We start from the raw sequence: 20120 nt of genomic DNA, 5'->3' as shown, positions 1-20120 counted from the left end.
TTCGTCACCATCTGTATACCCTTATTCTAAAGGCTTTTCCAGCTTTTTTAGATGGTTATTACTACTTTTTTTCGCTCAATTGGGGTTATATTATTTTCTTCCAGGGGATATGAATTGAATCAGTTGCAGCGTGTCCGGATATTTGGGATACAGTCTATCCGTTGCTAAACAATAAAAGAGGGACGGTCTATCCCAAATATCCGGACACTGCGAAAAGGGGTAATAGATGACCCACATATCCCCTTACAGAAAAAAATATAACCATTTCGATTCACATCTGATTTTATGTTTCACTTGCCGTCAGGGCATTACTTTACGCAAAACTGGGGTGTGAAACTTGAGTGGTTATTTGTGTGGAAAAGGCGATAAAATTGAGGAAATGGCCGACAAAACAGCAGTCTATTATTTCCGATGAAGTGAAGAAATCCCTTAACCTGATAATGAGGGCCATAAATTTTAGAATTTGTTTTTTTAATGTAGGGGCTCTGTGCACATAATATGACGAGGATGTTTGCCGGTATCGTTATTAAACTGAATTTGTTTTAAGTGAAGGAATGAAGTTGAAATCTTCCGATCATATGAATCATGCGGAATCTGCTGACGAGTTGCTGACAACCGTTTTGTATCGTGATCATTTCCATGTGGAAGGACAGGTAAAGCGATGGTTTGTTGATAATGAGCTGATCGAACAAATGATGGTTTGCCCTGCAGAGGTCTGGCTGCCAGTATTTGAAAAGCGTCTTCCCAAACTGCACAATAAGGACCATATCAATACCCTGTTTCACCTGGCAGGATATGTGTTGAAAGATTTAGGTGCACATTTTATTCGGAAACATTGGGACAAATGGTCAGAAGAGACATTCAGGGGGTTAACGTTTGCGGCAATCCGCTGCCTTTCCTTAAAGGAAGCATACGGATTGATTACGGATAAGCTTGGCCAAATGGAACAGCGAGAACGTCTTATCTGTAAATTTGTGCTGGGGTGGTTTGAAAATCGATGGGTCCTTAAATGGATAGAGGAAAATGTTGTACCCCCCATTGATGTGTCGTGGGGGGCCCTGGCAGCTCGGTCTCAATTTGATTGGGAACATGTTGAAAAGTGGCTGGCATTGGGGCGGCCCATCAGCCTGGTGGCCCTGGACGCCCTGGGTTTTTGTTTAACAACCCCTAAAGCAACGGATGGACACCAATATAAACCCTTAATTCATCCACCCACGGAAGTTACCCTTAAGAATGTCTTAGAAAATTACCAAAAATTAGACCCAGCAATACGTGTGCGGAGAACCATTGGATTTCTCATGTCTAACTCAAAAGGTCGGGGATTGTAAAAAATCGTTAAACTGCCTTGGATTGATGACCAGGTGTCTTTTTTTATCCTTGTTGGCGGTTTTGACAAATTGTGAAAAAGGAATCGATTATATGCTTAAAGATGTCAGCCAAATCAAGATCAGCGGCGGATGCGAGGTGTTTGCCGAAGGCTGTATCACCTTTATACCAATGGGTAAGGATAACACCATGGTTCAGGTGGATAATTCGGGTCAATATTTTTATGATGAAACCTCAACCCCTATCGCGTCATTTGAGGTTAAGGTTTATACTGAGCAATTGTCCAACCATATTGAAAATTGGGTTGGATTAATGGGTTCGGTTCAGAAAAAACCCGATTATTTCAGTACCCGGAATGCTGTTGTATTGTTTGATTTTTCGCTTCAGAACGGAAAGGTCCATTTTTCTTACGCTGAAAATCAGGGAGGGTATCAACTCGACCCCCTAATTGAGTCCATAGAAGCATTTGTGGCAACTTGTCATGAAAAGGTGAATCCGCAGGCATCTATATCTTCTAAAGCATTATTTACAGCTAAAAATAGAACTGAAAAATTTTTGGGTAATCCTGATGAGAGGGAAAAGGCTGTTTTTCAGTTTAATGATATGAATGGCCTGCATGGCGGTCGCGTCATTGTGGTGACCGGGACGGGTAATGCCTTGGTTCAGATTATCTCCTTCAATAACGAACAGAATAAAATGTGGGAGAAACGATATTCATTCAATATTTCTCCTGTTCAGCTGAGTGACATATTTACTGAAATTATTAATATTGATGTCCTGATGATTCAGCTGGAAGATCGGCCTGGAATTCCGGATGAAACGCGAATCCACTTCTCCATGACCAATGCAAATAATGACTTTTTTAAATTGGAGACCTGGGAGCATTCGTCCCTTCCACCGGATGCCTACCCAAATACTCCTCGTGCCAAGTTTGATAAGGCTTGCCTCTTGCTTAAGCGACTTGAACATATCGCCAGGACAGAAAAAACGCCTGTTCAACAAGGACCATACGTCCATCCATGAAAAGGAAACGATCCCAATGAAAAATATCATTATACTAGCCATAGTCTTTTTTGCGCTTTTCTTTTTGTATCGATCCTGTACCAAGGGGTATGATAACTATGCTTACTTTGTGCAGGTAAACGACGAAGCCGTGTTTGCAAAAGTTCTTTCCAAGGGTGACACCCGCATCATTGAACATGGGCGTAAATTAAAAACGGATGTCATTATCATGGACGAAAAGATTGACCAGGGCAATGGCCCAAATCAAGGGACGATTAGATGGTATACCTGCAGTGGCATAGACTGTGATGAAGGGTGGCAGCGCAGCTTTAGACCTGCGAAATAATAGTAGGGTGTGTTTAAATATTCAAACGACCTTCCATTAAGTCATTTGATTGTTTAAGGGTGTCCGTCAAAGATTTATACCGCTTGCCATAAATATGTTCCGAAATATGGAATTGCGGTATAAGTGGTTGTAGAAAAAAACGCTTCGATAACGGAACGTTTTTTTGACAACCACTATAAAGGGCGAACCATCGGGTGAACTTGAGCGGATATAACTATCCAGCCGATAGCGATTTTGCAGCAAATCAAATTTATAGATTTTTAATAACAAGCGGATGAATTCTGGTTCAAAAAGCCAGCGCTTTTTGCCCAGGTTATCCATGACGTTGGACTAAGGAAATAATATGTCAACTTGGTCTATAGGATGTTCCGAACTTGAGCGGTTTGAGGTTACATTGCTGTCACCGGCTGCCAAAGATGAAGGGTATGACTGGATCTCTGCCCGGGCATCCGTTGCAGTGGGTGGATTTCGTGGTGATGCCAGCCTCATGTTGACTTTAACAGATCTTATTCGATTTCAGCAGGAATTACATTCTCTGTACCGTGATCTCAAAGGTGAGGCCGAACTTACAACAGTGGAGGACCAAGTAAGCCTGAAGCTTTCAACAGATGGATTGGGCAATATCAGTGCAACCGGGCACCTCATGGATCAAGCCGGTGTCGGAAACCGGCTGACTTTCACCTTAAACCTGGACCAAACCTTTTTGAAAGAAACGATCTCGGAGCTCGACACGGCGATAGAAAATGCAAGGGAATGAGAGGCGAACAAAACCTTGGGGGCGATATCTCAAATGTCGCGCCTCAAGGCAGACGTTCGATTTCCATTTTCCACCACATTACCATTGGGAATTTCCATGAGGACAGTTCAGATGCTTTAGCCGCTGATTATCCATTACGAATAAGCCTGGGAAGGCTCCATTCATCAAAAAAGAAAAGACACCATCTCTCAATTCAGATGATGTACTCCTCACCAATTACCGAGGGGTCGTAAAGATCTGGGAAGTAATAGGGGAGAACACCAAGCGGCAGCCCGATCGTTAACGGTGCTCGGTGGCTTTGTGACTGCAAAAGACCGTCTTTGATCAGCGCACTTACGATTCGGCGCGCACTGCGCTCGCTCATGTTGAGGATCCCAGCGGCCATACCTCTGGGTATGGCACCCCGCATAAATACGGCTCTGAGTAATTTTGCCGCTTCAACCCGCAAAGGATTTTTATCGTGTTTGGCCCGCGTTTCCACATACCAGTCGATGCGGGTCTCGATTTGGTCAAGCCTCAGCATGCCTTCCATGAAGCGTATTTGATCCAGGCAGATTTGGAAAAAAAACATGCAAAAATCCGCCAGCAGGTCATCGTCAAAAAAGTGAGCGCCATTTTTTTTATCCGGGGAATCAGTGGCCCACAGCTCAAACATATACTGTTTGTTTTTTCTTGATAAACCCCGGGATAGAGACCACAGATTGCTTCTGTTAACGCCTGTCCTGACGAAATACAGTCCCGAGAAAAGGCGGGCAACCCTGCCGTTGCCGTCACGGAAGGGATGCAGCCAGGTCAACCGATGATGGCTGGACGCTATTGCGATTAAACGTTCGTCACCATGGAATTGATCCGGGGGATAGCTTTGGGCAAAGGTTTTTAGCAATGCCGGCAAATCCTGATAGTGCGGTCCATGAAGTGACCGGTCATCCACGGAGACATTGACATCCCGGATTTGGCCGGGATTGACCGGAATCCGGGAAAATCCTTTGGGGGTGTGGGTATACAGATGTTCTTCCGGCAAATTGGCATAGAACGCGGCATGAATTTCACTTAGGAACTTCCGGTCGCAAACATTGATTTTTTGTTTCGTATTCACAAGTTCCATAAACCGCCTTTCGGTTTCTACATGGGCGGCACACAACTCTTGCGCATATTTTTTTTTCGGATCCTGCGAAAATTTCTTTTGTAAGGCCATGCTGATGTCCGGGATAGTTGTTTTATGGCCTTCAATAAGATTGCTGTAATAGCTGTTGATGATTCGGAGCTGGTCACCAAGCACAAGGGCTGTTTCTTTTGCCACCTTGCCCTCCAGTCCGGCAGAGGTCGCTATGATTTCCTGTGCCATATCCTTTAAGGGACCTATATTGCTACTTCCAGGTATAAGAGGTGTTAGATAATAATCGGGATTAATGGGTTTTTTGGCCGGTTTTTTGGCCGATTTGCTTATATTCATAATGTACTATTAATTAACATTATTTATCTGTAATAGCAATTATTATTTTAGCCTTTATGCCAAATATCGGCCGGTTAAACCGTTGCGACTTGTAGATGGGACTTTCTACTTAGTCATCGGTAATACTTTTCACAAACTCACCAAATTATTATCATCAATATTCGGGTTTTTTCCTGGTTGGGAAACAGAAGACAGAAACGGACAGGTTTCACAGTGTCCCTATCCTTGTGCTGGAATTTCCACGATTTTAACCTCATGTCCGGTGGCATCAAGAAAGCGTTTGATACTATCCTTTGAAATAACCAGAGTGCTGGTGTTGACCAGGGGGTGAAACTGGAACGCCTCTGATACCCATAAAGATTCATCAATGATAACCTCGACCTTGTTTTCCTGATCATTCACGATTGCCAGCAGAGAAACCGATCCCGGTGTTATTCCCAGATGTTTCATGAGGCGGTCCGGAGATCCGAAGCTGATTTTGCTGCTTTGTAAAACCCTGGGCAGCGCTTTTAAATTGACCCGCTTGTCGGCCGGAACCAAAACCAGAAAGTGCCGGTTTCCTTTTTTGTCACGAAAGAAAAGATTCTTGGTTTTGGCCCCCGGCAGGTCCGGAGTTAAACGATGGACGTCTTCCACCGTAAATACCGGTGGGTGGTCGTGGCGCTGATATTCGATATCGTTATTGTCAAGAAACTCATAAATATTTATCATTTCTACTAAAACCTTTCAAATTGCTGCAGTTAAAAATAATTGAAAACTGCTCAGGTGAATGGGCTGAAGACTGTTAGGCAAAAGCGTACTTTGAAGCCATGTTTGGTACAACAATCAGAAATTTCCGCTAAAGTAAGGCAATCAAACTTTTATGACCCTTTCAGCCTTCAGTCTAAACAGCTTCAGCCTGACTACTTGAGTAGTCACCATAATTGAAATTTTATCCGTACATCATTTCTCAAGTTTACTATCATTTGTCAAAGTGTTATAGCATTCCAAACCATTTATTTTTTATTTTGCAAAAGGAGGCTGTATGGCAACCAATGAAATTTTGTATCTTTCCAGAGCGGACGTGGAAGCAGCGGGAATTACCATGTCGGAAATCATTGATGCGCTTCAAACTGTTTTTAAAGAAAAAGGCGAAGGTCGCACGGAAATGCCTCCCAAGCCCGGAATTCATCCCGGTGGCGGAGATAACTTTATTCATGCCATGCCTGCCTATATTCCGGCTTTAAAGTCAGCCGGGGTTAAATGGGTCAGCGGCTTTCCGGAAAATGCCAAACAAGGACTTCCTTATATCACCGGGTTGCTGATCCTGAATGACAGTGAAACCGGCTTGCCCATAGCCATAATGGATTGCGTCTGGATAACGGCTATGCGCACCGGTGCCGCTACAGCCGTGTCCGCCCATTATCTGGCACGGCCCGATTCAGCCACTGTCGGTGTGCTGGGATGCGGCGTACAGGGAAGAACCAACGTTGAGGCACTGAAAGTGTTGTTTCCCATTAAAAAAGTGATGGCCTACGATGTCTCGTCGGAAGCTCTCAACCGATATACGGATGACATGGGAAACCGTTTCGATATTGAAACCGTTCCGGTAAAAACTCCGAAAGAAGCGGTCACAGGTTGCGATATTATTGTTACCGCCGGACCGATTTTAAAAAAACCGCATGCCACCATCCAGGCCGGATGGATGGATGAGGGGGTCTTTGCGTCTCTGGTTGATTTTGATTCCTACTGGCATCCCGATGCCATAGGCGAGTCGGACAAGTTCTGCACCGATGATACCGCCCAGATGCTCCATTACAAAACAGTCGGCTATTTTCAGCACATACCCCCTTTGCATGCCGATCTGGGAGAACTGGCAAACGGAACCAAAAAGGGTAGGGAAACCGATGAAGAAAAAACCATGACTGCGAACCTGGGGTTGGCCATTGATGATATGGCAGTTGCGCCTTTAATTTTCAAACGTGCGGTGGAAAAAGGGATAGGCACCTGGCTACCGCTGTAACTGTACAATAGTTCAGAATTTTAAAAATTTAATCATTTTTCTTGTGGAAGTAAAACATCGCCAATTCAAGTTGATATTATTGGAATATCGAATATCGAACAAAGAATATCGAATGATGAAGTGGTGTTACGCAAAATTTAATTATCAGGATTAAAGGAAGTTTCTACATGAATTCAAAAATGTATGACATCATTATCGTAGGCGGAGGTATCATCGGCAGTTCCATCGCATATAACCTGATGCGCAGCGATGGTAAACTCAAAGTGGCAGTCCTTGAGATGGATCCCACCTATTCCCTGGCTTCGACCACCCTTTCCGTTAGCAACGCACGCATACAGTTCAGTCTCAGCGAAAATATTAAAATATCACAATATGCTTTGGATGCGCTTGAACGATTTGAAGATGAAATGGCGGTTGATGACAACCGGCCTGCCATTTTATACCGACGTGAGGGAAATCTTTTTCTGGTTGATGAAAAAGGCAAAAACGCGGCCAAAGAGGCGGTGGCCCTGCAAAAAAGTCTGGGCTGTTCGATAAAATGGTGGCCTTCAGCAGAAATCAAACAGCGCTATCCCCTCTATGAACCGGCTGATTTTATGGGGGGTACATTTGGTCCCAAAGACGGCCATTTTGACGCCTACGCCGTGCTGATGGCTTACCGGGCCAAAGCCAGATCTCTGGGTGCAACGTATATAAAAGGGGAAGTGGTTGAAATTGCATCAGAGAAAAAAAGAGTTTCCGGAGTCAAGCTGGCGGATGGAGACAGTCTGGCTGCAGAGGCGGTGGTCAATGGTGCCGGAGCATGGGCGGCAAAACTGGCTTTGACGGCAGGGGTAAAGATTCCAGTCGAACCGGTCAAGCGCCAGGTTTTTGCTCTGGACACGGCCGTAAAGCCGGAAGCCCCCCTGCCTTTGACTGTGTTGCCTTCCGGTCTGTATTTTCGATCTGAAACAGGGGGCTTGATCCTGCTGGGCAAATCGATGGACGAAGACCCGGTCGGTTTTGATTTTACCTGGGATGATAAACGGTTTATGGAGGTTTTGTGGCCTGAATTGGCACAGTTCGTTCCGTCTTTTGATACGCTTAAACTGATACGCGGCTGGGCCGGACTGTACGCAGTCAACACGCTGGACGGAAATGCAATTCTCGGAGAATGGCCGGAGCTAAAGGGCTTTTATCTGGCCAATGGCTTTTCCGGTCACGGACTTCAGCAGGCCCCGGCGGTGGGCCGTTATATTGCCGAACTTATTACCGAACGATCTCATGTGCTCGATCTGTCCATTTTTCGACCTGAGCGAATTCTGGAAAATAAACCGGTCAATGAAGATGGACTGGTTTAAATGATTCATTTTTTTCCTTGACATCCAAAGAAACGTCAGGTACCAATGGTCAAACCATTATAATGATTGAGCATGGGATTTCTTGGATTTCTCATATAATTTCAAGAAGTTATTCTAACTCGCTGCAGTCTTAATTTGCAGCAAAATGGCGTTACCGGCCCGAAATTTTTATTGCCGATTCCCTTGTAAAAAAAATGTTTCGTGCAGCCAAGCAAAGTAGAATTTTTCAGGATATCGTCGACCAGATACAAGAAGCGATCCTCGATGGAAGGATCAAGTCCGGCGATATGCTCCCTGCAGAAAGGGAACTCAAGGAAATGTTCCAGACCAGCCGGGGCACCCTGCGAGAGGCATTGCGCGTTTTAGAACAAAAAGGTTTAATCGAAATAAAGTTAGGTACGGGTGGAGGCGCCAGGGTCAAATCGGCCAACACCGAACAGATTCGCGAGAGTCTGGATATTCTGATTCGATCACAACGGGTTTCCTTAAAGCACCTGAGTGAATTCAGGGAAGGCGCTGAAGGAGATGTTGTGGCTCTTGCAGCCAGAAGGGCAACGGTTGCAGATATTCAACGGCTGAAAGAACTTCTCCAGGATGCAAAAGAACATGCGGAAAAAGGAGTCTCCCACCGAGATGATTTTCTTGAAGCGGATAAAAAACTTCACCTGGCCATGGCTCAGATTTCGAGAAACCCTATCTATATATCCATATTAAAGATGGTACATAATAATATCAATCGTTACTATGACAACTTTCTTCACATGGAAAAACGCGAGTTAATGGAAAATTACGAAGATTTGAGGGACATGGTGCAGGCGATAGAAAAAGGAGATGGAACCAAGGCCAAATCACTCGCCCAGAGCCATATTCACCGGTTCAACGGATATATGGAAAAAGAGAAACAGCAAAAAAAAGATGAATAAGAATTCAGTTTATGGCACAACTTAAAATTCAGGACATTTCGGTAAGATTCGGGGGCCTGTTGGCCCTATCAAAATTGAGCTTTTCCGTCAATTCCGGGGAAATCATTGGACTTATCGGCCCCAACGGAGCAGGAAAGACCACGGTATTTAACGTTCTTACCGGTGTTTACACAGCATCAGAAGGAAATGTACAGTTTGAAGGCAAAAGCATTCTCGGTAAAAGTCCTCATGAGATCTTTTCCAGAGGAATTGCCAGAACCTTTCAGAATATTCGCCTGTTTTCCAACATGACTGCGTTGGAAAATGCCATGGTGGCCAGGCACTGCAGATCAAAAAAAGGCGTGGTGGGTTCTCTGTTGAGAAGCCGGTCGCAAAGGCGTGAGGAAGATGCCATCAGGAAGAAAGCCCGGGAAGCGATCGAGTTTATGGGTGTCGGAGAGTTTGCCGATACAGTGGCGGAAAATTTATCTTATGGTTTGCAACGCAGGCTGGAAATCGGCAGGGCGCTGGCTTCTGAGCCAAAATTGTTGCTTCTGGATGAACCTGCGGCGGGAATGAATCCTGCCGAAACCGCCAAGCTGATGGAAGACATCGGGCGTATATCTGATTTGGGGATTGACGTGCTTTTGGTTGAGCACGATATGAAAGTGGTGATGGGGGTGTGCCGACGCATTATATGCGTGGACCATGGAGTTAAAATTGCGGAGGGAGGACCTGAGGAGATTCAAAATAACCCCAAGGTAATCGAAGCTTATCTTGGTCAACCGGCCAAACAACAAAAGAAACTAAGGAGGGTAACATGAAGAAAAAAATTTTATTGGTGATGGTTTTAAGTTTGATTTTGGTTCCGTTTATTTTAAGTACGGCATCGGCAAAAACTCTGAAAATCGGCTCAATGAGTCCTTTAACCGGGCCCTATGCTGCCGACGGAAATGATATTAAACACGGAGTGATGACGGCCATTCAAGTGTTTGAAGAAGCAGGCGGGATCCCCGGATACAGCAAGATCGAGCTTTTCCCGCAGGACACCGCATGTGACCCGAAACAGGCGGTGGCTGCCGCCAACAAGCTCATCAACCTCGGGGTTGTAGGTGTTATCGGTGCATATTGTTCATCTTCCACCATCCCCGGCTCCGAAACTCTTGCCGAAGAAGACATTCCGATGCTTACACCGGCTTCCACCAATGAAAAAGTCACTGATCGCGGTCTTAAATATATGTTTCGCCTGTGCGGGAGGGATGACGATCAGGCTCCGGCAGCGGCCAAGTTTATGAAAGAATCTTTAAAGGCCAAATCTATTTTTATCGTTGACGATAAAACCACCTATTCCCAGGGATTGGCTGAAGGCGTCAATAAATCCTGTAAAAAACTCGGCGTTAAAGTTCTGGGACACGATCATGTGAACCAGGGCGACAAAGATTTTTCCGCCTTTTTGACCATGGCCAAAAGAGAAAATGCCGATATTCTGTACATGTGCCTGCAAAACCATTCGTCCGGCAGCCTGATGGCCATACAAGCCAAACGCTTGGGCCTGAAATCAACCATCGTATCCCAGGATGCCATGTATCACCCCAATTTCATCAAGGTTGCCAAGGATGCAGCCGAAGGTGTTTACGTGACCTACGGTTATACGGATAAAACCACGGCTTCCTATAAGTCATATGCAAAAAGATGGAAAGCTGCCGGCTACGGCGATATCGGAGCTTACGGTACATATGCCTATGATGCCGCCACCGTCCTGTTAAATGCCATTAAAAAGGCGAAATCCACCAAGCCTGCCAAAATCAAAGCTCAAATTATGAAAATGGATTTTCAGGGCGCTTCAAAACATGTCAGGTTTAAACCCAATGGAGATTCAGGATCTTCCTATATTGCTTTTAAGATTAAAAACGGGGAGTACGTTCCTTACTGGGATCCTGAAAAGGGTTTGTTGAATAAATAAAACGGTTAAAAACATGATTGCCCGGCCAAGCGGCCGGGCAATCATGTTTGATGGCATTGTAGAAAACAGAATTTGCCACAGGGGACACTGTGAACACAGAGATAACTATATAAAATGTTAATATATTTTCGATGTTCCCAGCGCTCTCAGCGGCAATAAAATGACTTTTTTCCAAACGATCAAAGTTAATACGAGATCTGATTAATAAATATGGAATATTTCATTCAGCAGCTGATCAACGGACTGACCCTCGGTGGGCTGTATGCCCTGATTGCCCTTGGCTATACCATGGTTTACGGAGTCATCCAGCTTATCAATTTTGCCCACGGTGAATTTTTTGCCGCCGGCGGCTATATGGGCGTTATCATTTTAAGCTACCTTACCGGCCTGGGATATATGCAGACACACCCGATACTTTGTTTAATGGGCGCATTTGCCCTGGCAATGGTTTATTGTGCATTTCTGGCCATGGGTGTTGAAAAGGTGGCCTACAAGCCTTTGCGGCGACAATCCAGGCTGGCGGCCCTTCTTTCCGCTCTGGGGATGTCCATATTCCTGTCAAACGGGTTGATGCTTGCGCAAGGGGTATTTGACAAACCCTATCCCGGGGAAATGTTTCAGGGCGGGTTGGAATTCGGTATGATTACAGTCAGTTACCTGCAGATGGGAATCGTGGGCCTTACCATTGCTTTGCTGATCGGGTTAAATATTCTTGTTTTTAAAACCAGAATCGGAATGGCCATGCGCGCGACGGCCCAGGATAAGATCATGTCCTCCCTGGTGGCAATCGGAAGTGATAAAATCATTTCACTTACTTTTGCCCTGGGTGCCGGCCTTGCCGCTGCCGCCGGAATCATGGTGGGGTTGTATTACGGATCGGTTCGGTATGACATGGGATTTATTCCAGGGATCAAAGCCTTTGCGGCTGCAGTACTGGGTGGTATCGGGAATATTACCGGTGCCATGCTCGGTGGATTGATCATCGGTATGGTGGAGATTTTCGGTGCAGGATATATCTCCGGGCAATACAAGGATGTGTTTGCCTTTATTATACTGATTGGAGTTTTGTATTTCAAACCAACCGGAATTATGGGTGAGAATGTAGATGATACAAGAGTTTAAAAGAATCTGGAAAAGCTATTTTATCGGTCTGTTATGGCTGCTGGGACTTCTCTGGCCGCTGCTGGGCATCCATCCGGACGGCACCCTCTCTTTTGGCCGCACCCTAACGGTCTGGCTTTATATTGTCGCGGGTTCAGCTGTGTGCCTGCTGCTTTATATTACCAACAAGAGCGGAATGTTGAAACCCATAGCAGATCCTTTGTCCGCAGCAAAGGGAAAATTTGCCATATGGTCAGGGGCTATGCCTGCATGGATTTGGATTCCTGTTTTAATGGCGTTGGCCTTCCTCTTTCCTGTTTTTACCAGCAGATATGCTCAGGATGTTGCCATTAATGTCCTGATATACGTATGCCTTGGACTGGGGCTCAACATTGTGGTGGGACTGGCAGGCATGCTGGACCTGGGATATATTGCATTTTACGGTGTGGGTGCGTATACCTATGCGCTGTTGAATGTTCATTACGGTCTGTCATTCTGGATCTGCCTTCCTGCGGCCGCCTTTTCTTCTGGCATTTCCGGCTGCATCATCGGATACCCGACGCTAAGAATGCGTGGGGATTACCTTGCCATTGTTACGCTGGGATTCGGCGAAATTGTCCGCCTGATTCTCAATAACTGGATGAAGCTGACCAACGGTCCCAACGGTATTCTGGGGGTAAAGGTACCGGCTATTTATCTTCCCAGTTTTGCGGATGGGTTCAGTTTTGAATTATTTTACCTGAAGAAACTGTACTATCTTTATTATGTGGCACTTGTCCTGGCTATTTTTACGATCATTTGTGTTCACCGGCTCAATTTTTCGCGTATTGGTCGGGCCTGGGAGTCTATCAGGGAGGATGAAACCGCAGCCGGACTGATGGGGGTGAACACTTTTCGTCTTAAGTTGCTTGCATATGCCATGGGGGCAATATTTGCCGGTCTGGCGGGCGCGTTTTTTTCCGCGAGGATGAGATTTGTCAGTCCGGAAAGCTTTACCTTTCTTGAATCAGCCATGGTTTTATGTATGGTGGTCCTGGGCGGAATGGGCTCGATTCCCGGTATCATTTTGGGTGCGGCTGCGTTGATTGTTTTGCCGGAAGTCTTTCGTGAGTTTGAGCTCTACCGGATGCTTGTCTTTGGCGCGACAATGACCGTGATGATGCTTTTTAGGCCTGCCGGTTTGATCCCGGCCAAACGTATGGGGACCCGGTCGGAAGAGAAAGAGGGGTAGATTGTGGCGGAACCGATTCTTGAACTTCGAAATGTTTCTTCAAGCTATGGCAATATCAAAGCCCTGAAAGATATTTCTTTAAAGGTTTTTCCGGGCGAAATCGTAACCATCATCGGTGCCAACGGCGCAGGAAAAACAACCACACTGATGGCCACCTGCGGTGTCGTTCCCATCAACCAAGGCGATATTATATACAGCGGGAAATCCATCCGTGGTATTGCTGCGGAAAAGTTGCCGGTCATGGGGTTGTGTCAGATTCCCGAAGGCAGACGCATTTTTCCCCGGTTGACCGTACGGGAAAATTTGGAACTTGGCGCGTTTTTCCGCAAAGACCGGGCGGAAATCGAAAAAGACATGGAAAATGTGATTTCCATTTTTCCGGCCCTGAAAGACAGACAAAAACAGCATGGAGGTACCCTTTCCGGTGGCGAGCAGCAAATGCTGGCAATTGCCAGAGCGCTGATGAGCAGACCCAAGGTACTTCTTTTGGATGAGCCCTCATTGGGGCTGTCGCCATTGTTGGTGCAGAAAATTTTCGACATTATCCACGATATTAATCAAAGGGAAAACACCACCATCCTGCTGGTGGAACAAAATGCAAACCTGGCCCTCCAGACCGCACAGCGCGGCTATGTTCTTGAAACCGGCAAGGTTACCATGGAAGACAAAGCCGATACCCTGCTACATGACCCGAAAATCAGAAAGGCGTATTTGGGTGAGTAGAATCTGATCTGTTACATCATAAAAATTCCCAAAAGTTTTACCTGGTAAAGGTCTCTTCAGGGGACAATGATCATGCATGAGGGCTGCAAAGTCGTTATCATTGGCGGCGGTATTATCGGTGCCACTGCCGCCTATTATTTACAACAAAAAGGATGGTCGGTGACCATCGTTGATAAAGACCGCTTTGGTTACGGGGCGTCCCATGGAAACTGCGGATTGATTGTGCCCGACCATATCCTGCCCCTTAATTCCGCCGACAATTTAATTAAAGGTATTGGATGGATTTTTAAAAAGGATGCGCCTCTCTTTATCAAACCCAGGCTCGATCCAGGACTGGCAAAATGGTTGCTGAAGTTTGCCCTGCACTGCAAGCAAAAAGATATTCTGATATCTGCCCAGGGTCGGGCAGCCATGACACAAGGAGCCATTGAGCTTTACCAGGCTTTGATTACCGAAGAAGAGCTGGACTGTGATTGGGCAATGAAGGGCGCTTTGCATATTTTCCGATCCAAAAGAGAATTTGAGAAATACGGATCTGGTGAAGCATTGAAAAAAGAGTTTGGTGTCGGTGAAACGCCTTTAGACAAAAAATTGCTTTTAAAACAGGAACCTGCTGTGGGGGATCATGTTGCCGGTGCCTGGTTTTCCAAGCATACTGCCCATCTTTGTCCGGACGGTCTCATGAAAGAACTCAAACGGGTTTTGACTCAAAAAGGGGTTGAAATCATTGAGCAGACCGAAGTAACCGGTTTTATAAAAGAAAATAACCAGGCGGTTGCTGCAGTTGCCGGGCGGGGTCATTTTTCGGGCGATCAGTTTGTGGTGGCCACCGGTGCCTGGGCACCCCGGCTTAACAATGCTTTAGGCTGCAAATTACCCATTCAACCCGGAAAAGGATATTCGGTAAACATGCGAAGGCCCACCAACAGTCCAACGATTCCATGCTTTTTCCAGGAAACCGGAGTGGTACTCACTCCTTGGCAAAACCATATCAGACTGGGCGGTACCATGGAGTTTGCCGGATACGATGCAAGCTTGAATCAGGTGAGACTCGATGCACTGGTTGATGCTGCAGAGCGGTATTTGCCTGAGGTGAAATTTAGCGGCATACAGGACGAATGGTATGGGTGGCGGCCCATGACCTGTGACGGGTTGCCGATTATCGATCGATCGCCGCTCATGGAAAATGTCATGATTGCCGCCGGACACAATATGATGGGGCTTACCATGGCACCGAGAACGGGAAAGCTGGTTTGCGAAATTTTGAGTGGTGATTCTCCGCATGTGGATCCTTATCCGTACCGGGCATCAAGATTTTGACGGTTTCGTAAAAAGCCCAACTTCAGCGTTGTGCTGCATTTCGTAATCATTCAACGTACGATTAGTACGCTTCATGATTACAAAATTTGCACGCCTTGAATTTGAACTTTTTACGAAACCGTCAAAATCGGATTTTTTACGAGTTCATCAAGAAATAGAATGTGTATGATAAAAAAATATTGAACAGCAGAGTAAAGAGTTTTTTTGAACATCGAATGATGAAACCGCTTCGCCAATTTAAAAATTGGCAGAATACCTTGTTCAAAATTCGATGTTGGACGTTCGATGTTCGTAACGGCTCTGCGGTTCCTTGTTCGACATTCGATATTCAATATTTTGTGACGATTACAAAGATTATCCAAACGCCATAAGGAGTAACATTCCATGTCAGAATGGAGAATTGAAAAACACCCTGTTCTCAGCATTCCTGAGACAAAAAAAATAACTTTTTACTGGAACGGGCAGAAACTCGAAGCCAATGAAGGAGAGGTGATTTCATCTGCCCTGTTTGCCAACGGAATTCATGTTTTTGGCCATCATGCCAAGGATAACTCCGCCCAGGGAATGTTTTGCGCCAACGGGCAATGCGCTCAATGTGCAGTGATTGCCAATGGTGTTTCGGTAAAATCCTGTATGACCAAGGTTAAACAAGGTATGATTGTGGAAAGCATTGAAGGGCTGCCGGAACTTCCAGTACCGGTTGATGATTTTCAATTTTCCGCTATCGAAGAAGTTGAGACGGATGTGTTAATAGTGGGCGGCGGACCAGCCGGTCTTTCTGCTGCACTTCAACTGGGGGAAAGAGGGATTGAAACCCTTATTGTTGATGACAAAGATCGATTGGGCGGAAAGTTAGTTCTTCAGACTCACAAATTCTTTGGTTCAATAAATGATTGTTATGCAGGGACCAGGGGGATAGATATTGCGACCATTCTAAAAGAAGAGCTGCTAAACCATAAATGTATCAAGGTGTGGTTAAACAGCACGGCCATGTATGTTTTCAGTGACAAAAAAGTGGGAATTGTGACTGATGGCAAAAAATATTCCATTGTGAGACCCAAAGTGGTTCTCAACGCAGCGGGTGCAAGGGAAAAATCTCTGGTATTTCCCGGAAATACCTTGCCGGATGTATATGGAGCCGGAGCCTTTCAAACTTTGGTTAACCGGGATCTTATAAAGACTGCCAAAAGGTTGTTTGTGGTGGGAGGGGGTAATGTCGGACTGATAGCTGCCTATCACGCTTTACAGGCAGGCATTCATGTGGTGGGGTTAATTGAAGCGCTTCCCGAAGTCGGCGGTTACCAGGTACACGCCAATAAGATCAGGAGATTGGGTGTACCGATATATACCAGGCATACCATTTTATCCGCCAATGGAAATGAAAATGTGGAATCCGTGACCGTGTGTCAACTAGACGATCATTTTAAACCGATTCGCGGCACGGAAAAGACCTATGAATGTGATACGATTTTAATTGCCGTCGGACTCAGCCCGGTCAATGAATTTTTCAAGCAGGCAGAGCAAGCGGGACTAAACGTTTTTGAGGCTGGCGATGCAAAGGAAATTGCCGAGGCATCTTCTGCCATGTTTAGCGGGAAAATAGCCGGTCGGAAAATTGCTGTGGCACTTGGTAAAGAAAGTCGACCTGTTCCGGAGGCTTGGTACAACAAGGCAAATATCCTGAAAAAACATCCCGGGTCCACTACAATCCCCCGGTATGATGCTTACCCTGAAACCGGCATTACCCCTGTCATCCATTGCCACCAACCCATTCCGTGTAATCCGTGCGTGTCTGTATGCAAACAAGATGTAATTTATATCCCCGGTGATTCTTTGCTGGAAACCCCTCAGATTAATGAAAATGAATGCATTGGTTGCCAAAAATGCCTGTTCATTTGTCCCGGTCTGGCGATCACTCTGGTAGATTACCGTGAAGACCCGGAAAATCCAATCGTTTCTTTACCCTATGAAGTGTATAACTATGAATATAAAAAGGGGGACCGGATTCGATTGACTGATTATGAGGGAAAACCGCTTGGAGAAGCGGTTATTATTAGTACGGCCATTAAAAAGACTTCGAGAAAAACCCAGGTGATCAAGATTCAGGTTGCTAAAAAAATTGCCAAACAGGTTGCCGGATTTCGCATTCAAAAAAGCGAAATCACAATACCGAAGGACGAAGTCATAATTGACAAAATTTCCGACGAGGCCATTATTTGTCGGTGCGAAAGAGTCACTGCCGGAGAAATCCGCCAGTTAATCCGATCAGGTATCAGAGATATGAATCAAATAAAGGCGATTACCCGGGCGGGGATGGGGGCATGCGGATACAAAACCTGTGAAAATTTAATGTTACAAATGTTCAGGGAAGAGGGAGTTTCTGTTGAAGAGGTCACTCTAAACACCATCAGACCTGTTTTTGTTGAGACTCCACTTGGCGTTTTTTCCAATATTTCAGAATGAAAACAAAATGAAAAAATCATACGACCTAATAGTAATTGGAAGTGGTTCCATTGGTGTGCCGGTAGCTTTTGAGTTTGCCAAAAACGGACAATCGGTGCTGGTGATTGACTCTTTGGCATCCCCCGGACAGGGGCAGGATAAAAAGGCAATCGGCGGTATTCGGGCGACCCACTCTGATAAGGGTAAAATAGTGGTCAGCCAGAGAAGTATAGCTATATTTTCTACCTGGGAAGAAAGGTATGGTGATGATATTCAGTGGAAGAGCAACGGCTATTCATTTCCCGCCTATACCGGAGCAGACGAAACCATTTTAAAAGATTTATTGAAAGTTCAGCAAGGTTATGGCCTGAATATCAACTGGCTATTACCCGAGGAGTACAGGGAATTAAATTCCGGAATCAATATGAAACGGTTGCGGGGAAGTACCTATTCCCCGGAAGACGGCTCCGCATCCCCCTTGTTGTTCATCAACTCCTGTCATTTTAAGGCGGTAGAGTATGGGGCCGAATTTATTTTCCATGAAACAGTGTCCGGATTTAAAATAAAGAAAAACAGGATTGTTTCAGTCAGGACCAACAAAGGAGAATATCATTCTGCGCATGTTTTAAATGCCGCCGGGGTTTTCGCGAGGGATATTTCTCACATGATAGGAATAGAAGTTCCGGTAGACCCTGATTGCCATGAGGCGGGAATCACCGAACCGGTGAAGCCATTTATGGGGCCGATGGTCGTTGATATGCGGGCGGAACCCGGATCCAAGAATTTTTATTTTTACCAGAGCACCGAAGGCCAGGTCATTTTTTGTTTGACTCCCGACCCACCCATTCTGGGAACAGACAGCCGTGCCACCTCTGAATTTTTACCGATGATTGCCAAAAGAATGATAAAGATTATGCCCATGCTGGCAAATCTTAAAGTTCGACGCACCTGGCGCGGGCAATATCCCAACTCACCCGATGGGTTTCCCATAGTCGGGAAGATGAAGGAGTTGGATAATTTCTACCAGGCGGTTGGAATGTGCGGTCAGGGTTTTATGCTTGGACCCGGTATGGCCGAACTCATTTACCGGCTGATCACGGAAAACTATCATCCAGATGACCTTGAAATCTTAAAAAGTTTCGATCCGTATCGCGATTTTAAAGGAAAGGAAGTGTTTAAATAAAAGGCAGAAGGCACAAAGGCAGAAGTAAATAAAAAAAAGATAGATCAGCGCGATCCCACAACCCTTAGTCATTTTATTCAAAACTTCTCATTGCCGGCCTGCCATAGGACTTGAAGGGAAACTCTGATAGATATTTTTCATATCCTTTTTTAGTAAACCAGCCGCCGATGCCGTATCCTGTTTGGGCTTTCTCTAGATGGAATTCCTGTGCCGGAATAAATCCATAGCCGATCAGGTAAATTTGCTTTCCATTATTGTTTTTTGCACAATCTACTACCAAAGACACATGTCCGATTCCGCCATCTTTGTTTTGCACAAACATATCTCCAGGCTTTAAACCTCTGTCTTCTACTTTGTTGGCCCCGTTTTTGATTGAATATGAGTTAGAATAGGCCATATGCCATCTTAAAAAACTTTTATATGTTTTATTACTTCTTTTGTAGAACTTCTTTTTTCCGCTGTAGTCATACAAAAAAAGATGGTCCAATTTGTTTTGGTATTTGTGAAAGTCCGCCCAGAACCTCATACAAAAATCAGCACACTGTTCCAAATCGGATTTAAAAAGGAGCGGCTGATCGACCACAGCATAAATATGATACAAGACACCCAATACTTTCTTTCCATTCCATTTATAAATTTTATTATTTTTTTTTATAGGCAGGCTTTGAAGGTAATGACTAAAGCTTTTTTTATCGTACTTAATTCTTTCATAGCCATTTGGAACGGGGATGTTTTTAATAGTATCATAGGTAAAACCGATTTCTACAAAGGCAAATAAAAAAAAGAGGACTAAAACGATCCGGCAAATTGCGATATGATTACTTTCACGCATTATACTCCCATCTTTTAATAAAGAATATTCCATCATAAAACAGGTTTGCCCAAGTTTCTTTCATTTATCAAAAGAATAAGACCCCAATTGAGCGAAAACTTATGCTGCTTTTTTAAATTCATTTTCGTTTAGAGTAGTACAAATGTTACGATAAAGTAATTCAGTTTCATTGTTCTTTGTCAATTCGATGACTTTTA

General features: G+C 45.1%; 18 protein-coding genes. 15 read left to right on the top strand and 3 right to left on the bottom strand.

The window, feature by feature from the left end:
• Positions 1-554: 554 nt before the first annotated feature.
• The 4 genes from SWH54_11195 (at position 555) to SWH54_11180 (ending at position 3431) form a co-directional block, all read left to right on the top strand.
• Positions 555-1328 (top strand): hypothetical protein, encoded by a 774-nt coding sequence (locus tag SWH54_11195; protein MDY6791819.1) that lies wholly within the window; start codon positions 555-557, stop codon positions 1326-1328.
• Between the two features lie 91 nt (positions 1329-1419).
• Positions 1420-2349 carry a hypothetical protein gene (locus SWH54_11190; protein MDY6791818.1) on the top strand — a complete coding sequence of 310 codons (930 nt, stop codon included), beginning with the start codon at positions 1420-1422 and terminating at the stop codon, positions 2347-2349.
• Positions 2350-2365: 16 nt separating this feature from the next.
• The gene (locus SWH54_11185; GenBank protein MDY6791817.1) at positions 2366-2674 is read left to right on the top strand and encodes a hypothetical protein; all 309 of its coding nucleotides are present in this window, start codon (positions 2366-2368) and stop codon (positions 2672-2674) included.
• Positions 2675-3017: 343 nt separating this feature from the next.
• Positions 3018-3431 carry a hypothetical protein gene (locus SWH54_11180; protein MDY6791816.1) on the top strand — a complete coding sequence of 138 codons (414 nt, stop codon included), beginning with the start codon at positions 3018-3020 and terminating at the stop codon, positions 3429-3431.
• A 193-nt stretch (positions 3432-3624) separates the two neighbouring features.
• Here SWH54_11180 and SWH54_11175 read toward each other — a convergent pair whose 3' ends face one another.
• Together SWH54_11175 and SWH54_11170 are read right to left on the bottom strand one after the other, a co-directional pair.
• Positions 3625-4884, bottom strand: a complete 1260-nt coding sequence (locus tag SWH54_11175) for a Fic family protein (protein MDY6791815.1) — start codon at positions 4882-4884, stop codon at positions 3625-3627.
• A 219-nt stretch (positions 4885-5103) separates the two neighbouring features.
• Positions 5104-5595, bottom strand: a complete 492-nt coding sequence (locus SWH54_11170; GenBank protein MDY6791814.1) for a prolyl-tRNA synthetase associated domain-containing protein — start codon at positions 5593-5595, stop codon at positions 5104-5106.
• Positions 5596-5908: 313 nt separating this feature from the next.
• Between SWH54_11170 and SWH54_11165 the strand changes: the two genes are divergently transcribed.
• The 11 genes from SWH54_11165 to SWH54_11115 all read left to right on the top strand — a co-directional run bounded on the left by SWH54_11165 (position 5909) and on the right by SWH54_11115 (position 19091).
• Positions 5909-6886, top strand: a complete 978-nt coding sequence (locus SWH54_11165) for an ornithine cyclodeaminase family protein (protein ID MDY6791813.1) — start codon at positions 5909-5911, stop codon at positions 6884-6886.
• 167 nt (positions 6887-7053) lie between these two features.
• On the top strand, positions 7054-8226 hold the full coding sequence (locus tag SWH54_11160; GenBank protein MDY6791812.1) for an FAD-binding oxidoreductase: 1173 nt from the start codon (positions 7054-7056) through the stop codon (positions 8224-8226).
• A gap of 194 nt (positions 8227-8420) precedes the next feature.
• On the top strand, positions 8421-9149 hold the full coding sequence (locus tag SWH54_11155) for a FadR/GntR family transcriptional regulator (protein MDY6791811.1): 729 nt from the start codon (positions 8421-8423) through the stop codon (positions 9147-9149).
• Positions 9150-9160: 11 nt separating this feature from the next.
• Complete coding sequence (locus tag SWH54_11150) at positions 9161-9952, top strand: ABC transporter ATP-binding protein (protein MDY6791810.1); 792 nt, start codon at positions 9161-9163, stop codon at positions 9950-9952.
• On the top strand, positions 9949-11091 hold the full coding sequence (locus tag SWH54_11145) for a branched-chain amino acid ABC transporter substrate-binding protein (GenBank protein ID MDY6791809.1): 1143 nt from the start codon (positions 9949-9951) through the stop codon (positions 11089-11091). The genes SWH54_11150 and SWH54_11145 overlap by 4 nt, the downstream gene beginning before the upstream one ends.
• A 210-nt stretch (positions 11092-11301) precedes the next feature.
• Positions 11302-12213, top strand: a complete 912-nt coding sequence (locus tag SWH54_11140) for a branched-chain amino acid ABC transporter permease (protein ID MDY6791808.1) — start codon at positions 11302-11304, stop codon at positions 12211-12213.
• Positions 12197-13423 carry a high-affinity branched-chain amino acid ABC transporter permease LivM gene (livM, locus tag SWH54_11135; protein MDY6791807.1) on the top strand — a complete coding sequence of 409 codons (1227 nt, stop codon included), beginning with the start codon at positions 12197-12199 and terminating at the stop codon, positions 13421-13423. The genes SWH54_11140 and livM overlap by 17 nt, the downstream gene beginning before the upstream one ends.
• Before the next feature lie 3 nt (positions 13424-13426).
• The gene (locus SWH54_11130) at positions 13427-14146 is read left to right on the top strand and encodes an ABC transporter ATP-binding protein (protein MDY6791806.1); all 720 of its coding nucleotides are present in this window, start codon (positions 13427-13429) and stop codon (positions 14144-14146) included.
• A gap of 72 nt (positions 14147-14218) precedes the next feature.
• Positions 14219-15466, top strand: a complete 1248-nt coding sequence (locus SWH54_11125) for an FAD-dependent oxidoreductase (GenBank protein MDY6791805.1) — start codon at positions 14219-14221, stop codon at positions 15464-15466.
• Between the two features lie 384 nt (positions 15467-15850).
• Entirely contained in the window at positions 15851-17929 is a 2079-nt protein-coding gene (locus SWH54_11120) for an FAD-dependent oxidoreductase (protein ID MDY6791804.1), read from the top strand.
• 7 nt (positions 17930-17936) lie between these two features.
• Positions 17937-19091 carry an FAD-binding oxidoreductase gene (locus SWH54_11115; protein ID MDY6791803.1) on the top strand — a complete coding sequence of 385 codons (1155 nt, stop codon included), beginning with the start codon at positions 17937-17939 and terminating at the stop codon, positions 19089-19091.
• Between the two features lie 73 nt (positions 19092-19164).
• Here the strand turns inward: SWH54_11115 and SWH54_11110 are convergent, their stop codons facing one another.
• Positions 19165-19923: a DUF4846 domain-containing protein gene (locus SWH54_11110; GenBank protein ID MDY6791802.1), complete on the bottom strand. Its 759-nt coding sequence runs from the start codon at positions 19921-19923 to the stop codon at positions 19165-19167.
• Between the last annotated feature and the right edge of the window lie 197 nt (positions 19924-20120).

The organism is Thermodesulfobacteriota bacterium (genome assembly GCA_034189135.1).
In the GTDB taxonomy this organism is placed as follows: Bacteria; Desulfobacterota; Desulfobacteria; order Desulfobacterales; family JAUWMJ01; genus JAUWMJ01.
Note: the sequence above shows the minus strand (reverse complement) of the source record. Positions and strands in the feature narration are given on the sequence as shown.

What these genes read in the sequence shown, in the direction of transcription:
- SWH54_11195 (MDY6791819.1), top strand. Translation starts at nt 555, where the DNA reads ATGAAGTTGAAATCTTCCGATCATATGAATCATGCGGAATCTGCTGAC.
- SWH54_11190 (MDY6791818.1), top strand. Translation starts at nt 1,420, where the DNA reads ATGCTTAAAGATGTCAGCCAAATCAAGATCAGCGGCGGATGCGAGGTG.
- SWH54_11185 (MDY6791817.1), top strand. Translation starts at nt 2,366, where the DNA reads ATGAAAAATATCATTATACTAGCCATAGTCTTTTTTGCGCTTTTCTTT.
- SWH54_11180 (MDY6791816.1), top strand. Translation starts at nt 3,018, where the DNA reads ATGTCAACTTGGTCTATAGGATGTTCCGAACTTGAGCGGTTTGAGGTT.
- SWH54_11175 (MDY6791815.1), bottom strand. Translation starts at nt 4,884, where the DNA reads ATGAATATAAGCAAATCGGCCAAAAAACCGGCCAAAAAACCCATTAAT.
- SWH54_11170 (MDY6791814.1), bottom strand. Translation starts at nt 5,595, where the DNA reads ATGATAAATATTTATGAGTTTCTTGACAATAACGATATCGAATATCAG.
- SWH54_11165 (MDY6791813.1), top strand. Translation starts at nt 5,909, where the DNA reads ATGGCAACCAATGAAATTTTGTATCTTTCCAGAGCGGACGTGGAAGCA.
- SWH54_11160 (MDY6791812.1), top strand. Translation starts at nt 7,054, where the DNA reads ATGAATTCAAAAATGTATGACATCATTATCGTAGGCGGAGGTATCATC.
- SWH54_11155 (MDY6791811.1), top strand. Translation starts at nt 8,421, where the DNA reads ATGTTTCGTGCAGCCAAGCAAAGTAGAATTTTTCAGGATATCGTCGAC.
- SWH54_11150 (MDY6791810.1), top strand. Translation starts at nt 9,161, where the DNA reads ATGGCACAACTTAAAATTCAGGACATTTCGGTAAGATTCGGGGGCCTG.
- SWH54_11145 (MDY6791809.1), top strand. Translation starts at nt 9,949, where the DNA reads ATGAAGAAAAAAATTTTATTGGTGATGGTTTTAAGTTTGATTTTGGTT.
- SWH54_11140 (MDY6791808.1), top strand. Translation starts at nt 11,302, where the DNA reads ATGGAATATTTCATTCAGCAGCTGATCAACGGACTGACCCTCGGTGGG.
- livM (MDY6791807.1), top strand. Translation starts at nt 12,197, where the DNA reads ATGATACAAGAGTTTAAAAGAATCTGGAAAAGCTATTTTATCGGTCTG.
- SWH54_11125 (MDY6791805.1), top strand. Translation starts at nt 14,219, where the DNA reads ATGCATGAGGGCTGCAAAGTCGTTATCATTGGCGGCGGTATTATCGGT.
- SWH54_11120 (MDY6791804.1), top strand. Translation starts at nt 15,851, where the DNA reads ATGTCAGAATGGAGAATTGAAAAACACCCTGTTCTCAGCATTCCTGAG.
- SWH54_11115 (MDY6791803.1), top strand. Translation starts at nt 17,937, where the DNA reads ATGAAAAAATCATACGACCTAATAGTAATTGGAAGTGGTTCCATTGGT.
- SWH54_11110 (MDY6791802.1), bottom strand. Translation starts at nt 19,923, where the DNA reads ATGCGTGAAAGTAATCATATCGCAATTTGCCGGATCGTTTTAGTCCTC.